Annotated in this window: 6 protein-coding genes and 1 pseudogene; 2 read left to right on the top strand and 5 right to left on the bottom strand. The window is 75.5% G+C overall.

Going from position 1 to position 6,429, the window contains the following annotated elements; genetic code table 11:
• Positions 1 to 355 precede the first annotated feature (355 nt).
• Entirely contained in the window at positions 356 to 1,777 is a 1,422-nt protein-coding gene (locus E1300_RS46380; protein WP_207400381.1) for a bifunctional phosphatase PAP2/O-acyltransferase family protein, read from the top strand.
• Between the two features lie 101 nt (positions 1,778 to 1,878).
• Here E1300_RS46380 and E1300_RS54110 read toward each other — a convergent pair.
• Positions 1,879 to 2,202, bottom strand: a pseudogene (locus tag E1300_RS54110) (LamG-like jellyroll fold domain-containing protein); the annotation flags it as partial.
• Between the two features lie 229 nt (positions 2,203 to 2,431).
• Between E1300_RS54110 and E1300_RS50955 the strand changes: the two are divergent.
• A complete protein-coding gene (locus E1300_RS50955) occupies positions 2,432 to 3,118 on the top strand; it encodes a hypothetical protein (protein ID WP_165503307.1) in 687 nt (228 codons plus the stop codon).
• Here the strand turns inward: E1300_RS50955 and E1300_RS46370 are convergent.
• Genes E1300_RS46370 through E1300_RS46355 form a run of 4 tightly spaced genes read right to left on the bottom strand, consistent with a single transcriptional unit; the run spans position 3,099 to position 6,377 of the window.
• Positions 3,099 to 4,406: a baseplate J/gp47 family protein gene (locus E1300_RS46370; RefSeq protein ID WP_131763641.1), complete on the bottom strand. Its 1,308-nt coding sequence runs from the start codon at positions 4,404 to 4,406 to the stop codon at positions 3,099 to 3,101. The two genes, E1300_RS50955 and E1300_RS46370, sit on opposite strands and share 20 nt — an antisense overlap.
• A 5-nt stretch (positions 4,407 to 4,411) precedes the next feature.
• Positions 4,412 to 4,858, bottom strand: a complete 447-nt coding sequence (locus E1300_RS46365; RefSeq protein WP_131763640.1) for a hypothetical protein — start codon at positions 4,856 to 4,858, stop codon at positions 4,412 to 4,414.
• Complete coding sequence (locus E1300_RS46360) at positions 4,855 to 5,169, bottom strand: hypothetical protein (RefSeq protein WP_131763639.1); 315 nt, start codon at positions 5,167 to 5,169, stop codon at positions 4,855 to 4,857. The genes E1300_RS46365 and E1300_RS46360 overlap by 4 nt, the downstream gene beginning before the upstream one ends.
• Positions 5,169 to 6,377 (bottom strand): hypothetical protein, encoded by a 1,209-nt coding sequence (locus E1300_RS46355; RefSeq protein WP_131763638.1) that lies wholly within the window; start codon positions 6,375 to 6,377, stop codon positions 5,169 to 5,171. Before E1300_RS46355 ends, E1300_RS46360 begins: the two co-directional genes overlap by 1 nt.
• Positions 6,378 to 6,429: the final 52 nt, after the last annotated feature.

Below are 6,429 nucleotides of genomic sequence, written 5' to 3'. Positions count from 1 at the left end.
AGGGGCCGCCGGGCCCGTGGCCGTGCCCGCCGGCGTGCCGGGACGCCGCGTGGGCGGCCTTGGCGCCGAGGGCCGCCGCCGCGAACGCCCAGCGCCAGTCGGGTCCGTGCGCGTGTGCCGATCCCATGTTCTCCACCACCTTCTGAGAGCTCTCTTTGATCTCTCGCGATAGGACAACGATATATCGATGACGCGAGGCTCCGCCAGATGGTTCCCGAATTGGCGAGATTCGTCCGAAGGTTCGGGGGCGGGTGCGCGCGGCCGCCTCCCGATCACTCCCGCGCGTACCGTCTGACCAGCGGAAAGGTGGGTAGATCGCCGGTGTGGGGGAAGCGCGCCGGGGACGCGCGCGGCGGTGACCGCGCCCGAGTCCGTCCTGCCGCGGGGCGCCGTGCGGGGGCGCCTCCGCGGCGAGCTGCTGCTCGGCCTGGCGGTGTTCGGGCTCTACTCCCTCGTGGTGATGCTCCCCGAGGAGGCGCGGGCGCGGGCCGCGCGCGAGCACGGCCGGCTGGTCTACGACCTCGAACGCGTCCTCGGCATCGATGTCGAGCGGACGCTGAACGGGTGGCTCGCCGGGCAGCCGGTGTGGCGCGTCCTGGCGAACTACGAGTACGCGATCACCTACCTGGCCGCGGCGCTGGGCCTGCTCGCCTGGCTCTACCTGCGCCATCCGGAGCGGTACCGGACGGCCCGCAACGCGTTCGTCCTGCTCAACCTCGGCGGTATCGCCTGCTTCGCGCTGTTCCCGGTGATGCCGCCCCGGTTCATGGCGGACCTCGGGTTCGTCGACACGGTCCGGCTGGGGCGCACCTGGGGGTCGTGGGGGTCGCCGATGGTCGAGCACGCCGACCGGTACGCGGCCGTCCCGTCGCTGCACATGGCCTGGACGCTGTGGGTGGGCGTGGAGCTGGCGCGCGTCTCGGCGCGGCGGTGGGTGCAGGGGCTGAACGCCGCGCACGTCGTCGTGACCGGCTACGTCATCATGGCCACCGCGAACCACTACCTGCTGGACGCGGTCGCGGCGGTGCCGCTGGTCGCCGCCGCGGTGTTCGTCGCCGAGCGCACCACGCCGCCCGCCGGGGCGGTCCGGGTGCGGGCGCCCGACGCGTTCTTCCTCGCGGTGGAGACCGCCGACGCGCCGCAGCACGCGGGCGGCGTCATCATGCTCGACACCTCGCGGGACGCGGTGGAGCGCGCGGACCTCGTCCGGGTGGTCGGCGAGCGGCTCGACCGGCTGCCGCGGTTCCGGCAGCGGCTGAGCGCTCCCGACCGGCGGCGCCCGGTCTGGCGCGACCACCCGGAGATCGACTGGTCGTGGCACGTCGTCGAGCGGGACGTGGACGGCATGGGCGGGCTCCGCGACCTGATCGCCGGGATCCAGTCGGCGCCGCTGCCCCGCGACCGTCCGCTGTGGCGGATGTTCCTCGTGCGCGGCGCGGCGCCCGGACGCACGACCGTCGTGTTCCTCATGCACCACGTCGTCGCGGACGGCGTCGGCGTGGTGGCGCAGGCGGTGGCGCTGATGGAACCGCGTCCGGCGGACGAAGACGGCGGCCCGGCGCGGCCCCGCCTCGGACGGCTCCGCGAGGCCGCCGCGACGGTCGCCGGGCGGACGCGGACGAGCCGGGTGCCGCGCACGAGCGGGGCGTTCGCGTCGTCCACCACCAGCGGGTCGTCGAGCCCGCCGATCCTGCCGACGAGCTCGTTCAGCATCGCGGTCAGGTTCGCGGGGGTCGGCAGCTCCCAGCGCCGGAACACGCGCAGCCGCCGCCGGTAGTGCTCGTCCGCCTCGCCCAGGACGGGCGCGAAGTCCGGCCGGGCGACGGCGGAGACCCGCACCTCGTCGATGATCCCGCGGAAGCCGCTGCCGCCCGGCCCGATCCGCAGCGGCGCGGTGTTGCGGACCGCGCCCAGGTTCCCGGTCGGAGCCGTGGCGCGCGGCACGCCGTCCAGGAACAGGGTCAGCGTCTTCGCCGTCCCGTCCAGGACCCCGGCGACGTGCGTGAACGCGTCGGTGGGCAGGCCGGTGTCGGCGTGCAGCGTGACCGGCGGCAGCGTCCCGTCGGACACCGCGAGCCGCACGTTGCGGGCCACGCCGCGGCCGAAGTCGCCGACCGACAGCGTCCAGCCCGCCCCGGTCCCGCCCGGTGCCGGATGCTTGAAGAGGATCTGGCCGTCCTTCCCGGACGGGTCGGGCCGCACGAAGCACTCGAACGTCGCGCCGCCGGACGCGGGGACGTCGAACGCGGGGTCGATCGCGACCTCCACCGCCGCGTCGTCCGACGCGAACGCGAACCCCGTCCCGTACCGGCCGGGCGCGCCGGGCAGCACCGTCCCCTTGAGGGTGCCGGGGTGCCCGGTCCGGCCGGGATACCGGCCGGTCACGTCCTGCGCGGGACCGGCGGTGTCGTCCAGGTGGTAGAGCGCCACCGTGTCGGCGTCGAAGCCGTACGGGAGCGGCGGGAACCTCGGCACGCCGAGGTCGGTGCCGATGAGGTCGAGGCTGCGCCCCGTCGCGCCGGGCAGGTGGCGCTGCGCGACGACGTCGGCGAGGTGCCCGGCGAGCTGGTCGCGCTCGCCGCCGATCACCCACAGCAGCCGGGCGGTCGTGCCGAGCAGCGCCGTGACCGTGAACAGCGCGTCCGCGGTGCCGTCCGGGCCCGCCGTCGCCTCCAGCGCCGTCAGCCGGACCTGGTCCGACACCGGGACGGGGACGGCCGCCGAGAACCCGGCCGGCGTGCCCGCCGGGAAGCGCGCCTGCGCCGTCCGCGGCGCCGCGCCCGGCTGCGTGAACGTCACCGTCACGACCGTGTCGACGGACAGCCTCCGCGTCGCCGCCACCACGTACGCGGGCGCGGCGGGACGGTCGAACCGCGCGAGGTGCTCGGCGAAGTCGTACGGCGCGACCGTCGCCTTCGTGGCGCCCGCGCCCGGCCGCAGCTCCAGCGGCAGGGTGTCCGCGCCGCGCTGGAACGGCGTCGTCAGCCGGGCGCCCATCCGGGACGCGGCGAGCGGCGGCGCGGTCGTCGGCACCGCAATCGTGGGCAGCGCGGTCGCGGGCCGCGCGGTCGTCGGCAGGGCGTTGGTCAGCGGCGCGGTCATGACGTCACCAGCGTGATGTCGAAGGCGTCCCCGCCCGACGCGAACACGGCCAGCTCGTTCTGCCCCATGCGCAGGTTCTCGCCCACGGCCGCCTCGGCGACCGCGCTCTGCCGCGGCACGCCGCCGAAGGCGACCCGGCCCGGCGCCGGCGGCAGCCGCCGCAGGTGCAGCCCGCGCACGTCCACCACCCCGGGCTGCTCCACGAACGCCCGGACGACCTGCGAGTACAGCACGTCCCCGCCGAGCCGCCGGGTGGCGACCGCGTCGGCCAGCCGCTGCCGGATCGAGGCCAGCAGCGCCGTCCCGTCCGATCCGGCCTCCACGACCAGGGTCGCGCGCACGCCGATCTGGATGTGGTCGGCCTCCACCACGTTCGCGTGCACCCCGACCGGGCGCACCGCGTCCACCGCCGCGCTCACCCGCTCGGACACGCCCCGCACCGCGCCGACCGTGTGCCACGGCGCGCGCAGGTCGTGCGCCACCAGCACGGTGAAGAAGTACGGCTCGCCGATCCGGCGGGCGTCGGAGCTGAAGGTCCGCTGGTCGAACAGGAACGTGCCGAAGAAGCTCTGCGAGACGTCCACGCCGCCGCGCGGATCGGACACCACCACGTCCAGGACGCCGCTGACGCCGAGCGCCGCCTGCGCGACCGACTCCACCGTCCACAGGTTGCGGGCGAGCCCGGCGAGGCGGGCCCGGTAGGAGTCGTCGGCCTCCTCGCCCGTCCCGCCGGAGAACGCCGCGGGATTGGTCACGGTGAGGGACGCCGCGCCGAAGTCCGACAGGAAGGTCGCCCGGTAGGTCGGGTCGATGTCCACGATCGCCGCGGCCGGCACGTCCCCGCCGGGACCCGGCTCGAACGCGACCACCTTCACGGTCGCGGAGCCCTGCCCGGCCGTCAGCGCGACCGGCGCGGTCGTGCCGAACGCCCGCACCGGCGGCGCCGTCACCACGATCGCGCCCTCGGGGACGGTGTAGGTGCGGCCCTGCGCGGCCCCGCCCAGCATGAACCGGACGCTGCCGCTGCTCGGCAGGTTCCGCCGGGCCAGCCCGACGTCCTCGCCGAGCAGGTCCAGGTTGTCGCCGAACGCGGTGGAGACGAAGTTGCCGAAGTACAGGTCCTCCATCCGCTTCCACAGCTCGCCGTCCTCGGCGGCGGTCACCTCCAGGATCTTGCGCAGCGGGCTGGTGGCGGTCAGGTCGACGTCGTCGAACACCGCCCGCGCCCGGTCGAACGCCTCTCCGAGGATCTGGTCGACCGGTTTGAGCACGAAGCCCTCGTCGGTCACCCCGAAATCGGTCACGGCGGTTACACCCCCACGTCCAGCGTCATGGTCAGCGGATCGCCCGCCACGGTGTCCAGGTCCACGAGGGCGGTCAGCACGCGGCGGCGCCGTGCGTCCTCGGCGGCGGCCGCGAGGGCCGGGTCCGCGGCGGTCAGTTCCGGGTCGTCGGCGAAGACCACCCGGCGGATGTCGCGGACGCGCGGGTCGGCGCCCAGCGTCCGGACGAGGTTGAGCTGCACGAGCTGCTTCACGCCGGTCACCGTGTTCGGGCGGGTGAAGGCCGCGCCGATGTCCAGCCCGTAGCCGGTGTCGAACGGGTCGGAGCCGAACGGGGTGAGCACCCGCAGCGTCAGCGCCTGGCTGAGGTTGGCGCCGCCCTCGACCTCCCGCAGCCGGCCCCCGTCCAGGACCAGGTCGCCGTCGTCGAGCAGCAGGCCGCGCCCGAACGAGCCACCGAACGGCGTCGTCATGTCGCCTCCAGCTTGTCTTGCGCCGCGTCCGCCACCGACCAGGTGCCGGAACTCGTGACGCCCTGCGCGGTGGCCAGCAGGACGGGCTCCTCTCCGACCTTGAGCGTGGTCGCGAGGCCGGCCGTCACCGAGGTGACCGTCAGGCAGGGCGACGGCGACACCGGGCAGCCCGCGACGGCCGCGTCCTTCAGGTCGGCGCGCACGAGCACGGCGGCCTTGCCCACGACGAGCGTGCGGCTGCCCGGTTTCGCCAGGATCTTCCCGCCGTGGCTGCATCGCAGGTCGGACGACTCGGTCAGTACGGCGGGCATCACGACACCTTCACCGAGGTGCCGTCGAGGCTCAGGCTGACCGAGCCGTTCGTCAGCGTCACCGGATGGCCGGAGGTGCTGATCTTGATCGCGCCGTGCGAGTCCACTGTGATCCTCGTTCCGCTCTGGTGCTCGATGGTGATCGTGTCGTCCGCGGGCGGGTCCGGCCGGACGCCGACGTCCGGCAGCGCGCCGGAGCCCACCAGCAGGTGCAGCCCGGCCGCCTGCACGACCCGCCGCCCGGACGCGTCGGTCAGGTCGTTGGCGCCCTTGCCGCGCGGCAGGCCGTCCGCGCCCAGCTCCGTGGGCAGCGCCAGCCAGTGGTCGCCCGGCCGGTTCGGCGGGCGCTCCTGGCCGTCCGCCCACACGAACCCGGCGACGACCGCGTCGTTGACCTCGCCCCGGTTGTGCGCGAGCAGCGCCCGCATGCCCGCGTAGACCGGCGTGACGAGGCCCGTCTTGTGGAAGGCGAACGCCGACGCGACCGGCTTGCCGCGCAGCTCCACGGCCGTCCCGACCGGGCTCGCCACGGCGGGCGCGGCGACGGCGGCGCCCGGCGCCTGCCCGTAGCGCAGCGACGCCTGGTGCCGGCCGTCCGCGCCGGGCGCGTAGCCGGTGACCTCGCCGACGTCCACGGACGGATGGTCGGCCCGGTCGCGGGCCACGGCGTCGTAGACCCGGTCCACGACGGCCTGTGCGCCGTCCGCGACGCGGACGCGGTCGCCCGGCCCGCACGCGACGAGCCGCAGCTCCGTGGTGTAGCCGCCGTCCAGCAGGAACCGGTGCACCGCGCGGGTCACCCGCAGCGGCCCGGCCGGCACGCCGGACAGGTTGCTCGTCGCGGCCACCTGCCCCACTCGGAAGCGGGGGTGGCCGAGGACGACCGCGTCCACGGTCGTCCGGATCGCCGGGCGCGCGGCGCCGCCGGGCGGGAAGGACGGGCGCGCGGCGGTGTCCTCGGCGGACGAGCTGCTGAGCGACACCAGGTTGGCGTCCGGGTCGAGCGCCACCGGCGCCGGATCGGCGGGCGAGCCGACCGCCGCGCCGAGATGGACGCGCTGGTCGCGCACCACGATGGGCGCTCCCGCGCGCTCGGCGAGGGCTCCGAGCGCGTCCAGGGTGGACCCGGCGCGGACGGCGAAGTCCGCGGCGTCCGCGCCGGAGGCCGTGCCCGCCCCCGGCCGCGACCCGAAGGACCAGCTCGACAAGCCAGACCGGTGGACACTCCGCCGGCCGACAGAAAAGGAAAGAACCCATGAC

Origin of the sequence: Actinomadura fibrosa (genome assembly GCF_900659615.1) — a bacterium.
In the GTDB taxonomy this organism is placed as follows: domain Bacteria; phylum Actinomycetota; class Actinomycetes; order Streptosporangiales; family Streptosporangiaceae; genus Spirillospora; species Spirillospora fibrosa.
The sequence above is the reverse complement of the archived record's forward strand: the minus strand, read 5'-3'. Positions and strand labels throughout refer to the sequence as shown.

What these genes read in the sequence shown, in the direction of transcription:
- E1300_RS46365 (WP_131763640.1), bottom strand. Translation starts at nt 4,858, where the DNA reads ATGACGACGCCGTTCGGTGGCTCGTTCGGGCGCGGCCTGCTGCTCGAC.
- E1300_RS46360 (WP_131763639.1), bottom strand. Translation starts at nt 5,169, where the DNA reads ATGCCCGCCGTACTGACCGAGTCGTCCGACCTGCGATGCAGCCACGGC.